The following is a 1,769-nucleotide window of genomic DNA, read 5'->3' on the forward strand; positions in this document are numbered from 1 at the left end:
CTATTAGGGATATAAATATAGTCCGTGTCTAAATCAATGACGACATTGCACGTAATGTTTTCTTGTAATGACTTTGGAATGTTTTCAAAATGATATCGTGCACAAAATAAACTTACAAGATTCTCATTAGATAACTCTTCATTTTTCACGTTTAAATACATTACTATTAACTCGTTAATAGAACAGTTAGGGCCAATAGCATACTCATTAATTCCATATCCATCAAATTCAATTATCATGTTATCACTGTTGAGTGCTAGCCAACATTATAGCTTTAATTTTGGATGAATCTTTCATATTGATTATTATAGCTTGAAGTTTAGTGTGAATATATTTTTATAAAGTGAGAGGATTTCAATGGAACAATATAAATTAGTTTTAGAAGGATCTAAACAGTTAAAGTGGGAAACGGGTGAAATTAGGCCCATACAGGATGATGAAATTATCGTTAAAACAATCGCAGGTGCAATAAGTATTGGGGCAGAGTTACCACAGTATAAAGAATCGGACATTTCAGATGTTAATCCTTTATATCCGAGAGAAACTGGATATGAAAGTTATGGTGAAGTTATTCAAGTTGGTAGTAAAGTAACAAATTTAAGCGTAGGCGATAAAGTAGTTTCTTTTTATGGGCATCAAACGATAGGAATAGTTAAGGGACATAAAGTAACTCGAGTACCTAGTTATATAAAGCCTAAAGTTGCCTTATTATCCATTCTGTCATGTGATGCTGCTAAAGGAGTATTAAAATTAAACCCACTACAGAATAAAAAAGTACTAATAACTGGCATGGGGGTTATGGGTTTACTCACATGTTATTTCTTAAAATATTATGTAGGTGTTGATCATGTGGATGTTGTTGAACCTAATAGAAATAGGAGAGAATTTGCAAAGAAATTTGGTGCAAAAAACATATATGATTCAGAAGAGAAAATAATAGAAACATATAGTTACGGTTTCGAATGTTCAGCTACAAATAGCGGATTCCGTACATTGCAAAAAGCACTTAACAGTAATGGTGTAATATGTATACTTTCTGATGGTAATAAAGTAGAACTAACATTAACCGCCGACTTTTATCGGAAAGAATTGCAAATCATTGGGTCAAGTGACGGATACGATTATCAAAAACATGCAGATTGGTTTTTTAGAAAAATAGAACAAACACCATTTATAGAAGAAATTTTTCAACATGAAATACATTATACTGCACTCATACAATGTTTTGAGGAATTGGGGCAAGGGATAATTAATCCTTTAAAAGTATACGTTTCATATGAATAATGAAAAAACTAACTAAATATTTGTCACATACCTTATATATTTTTTTCTCAATTATAATATTCAAAATAAGAAGGAACACATATGAAAATTTTTGTAGCAGGTGCAACGGGTGTAATAGGACGTTCTTTATTGCCAATGGTAATAAGAGAAGGTCATACGGTGTTTGCAATGATTCGTAATGAATCACAAGTAGAAGCAATAAAGAAAGTTGGTGCTATACCAGTAATAGCCGGGAGAGAGGTGCTTCAAATAATAAAGCACATAAAGATTATGGATGGATACCTTTACATCCTTAATGGTCTGAAGAGTGTGTGAAATATCATAAAAATCCTTTAATGGGAATACTAGTAACATTCACTATTAAAGGATTGGGCTGTAATGAATATACTTTTTGAAAGTATTATTTTAATCCTCACTGGAATTATTGTTTTAAAATTGACAGGTAGTAAATCTGTTAGCCAAATGACGAGAGCTGAAATTATTAT

2 protein-coding genes and 2 pseudogenes are annotated in these 1,769 nt (G+C 31.4%); 3 read left to right on the plus strand and 1 reads right to left on the minus strand.

Going from position 1 to position 1,769, the window contains the following annotated elements:
- The coding region (locus AB3X48_RS21850) for a hypothetical protein (protein WP_367959941.1) at window positions 1-239 on the minus strand (239 nt) is incomplete at its 3' end.
- Between the two features lie 118 nt (window positions 240-357).
- On the opposite strand from AB3X48_RS21850, the gene AB3X48_RS21855 reads away from it, so the two are divergent.
- The 3 genes and pseudogenes from AB3X48_RS21855 to AB3X48_RS21865 all read left to right on the plus strand — a co-directional run.
- Window positions 358-1,284 (plus strand): zinc-binding dehydrogenase, encoded by a 927-nt coding sequence (locus AB3X48_RS21855; protein WP_016104932.1) that lies wholly within the window; start codon window positions 358-360, stop codon window positions 1,282-1,284.
- 81 nt (window positions 1,285-1,365) lie between these two features.
- A pseudogene (locus AB3X48_RS21860) lies at window positions 1,366-1,515 on the plus strand (NmrA family NAD(P)-binding protein); the annotation flags it as partial.
- 147 nt (window positions 1,516-1,662) lie between these two features.
- Window positions 1,663-1,769: pseudogene (locus tag AB3X48_RS21865) on the plus strand (DUF421 domain-containing protein); the annotation flags it as partial.

The organism is Bacillus sp. S4 (genome assembly GCF_040838205.1).
Taxonomy (GTDB): Bacteria; Bacillota; Bacilli; order Bacillales; family Bacillaceae_G; genus Bacillus_A; species Bacillus_A cereus_U.

Bases quoted from the DNA above. Each gene is read 5' to 3' on its own strand.
- AB3X48_RS21855 (WP_016104932.1), top strand. From the start codon at position 358: ATGGAACAATATAAATTAGTTTTAGAAGGATCTAAACAGTTAAAGTGG.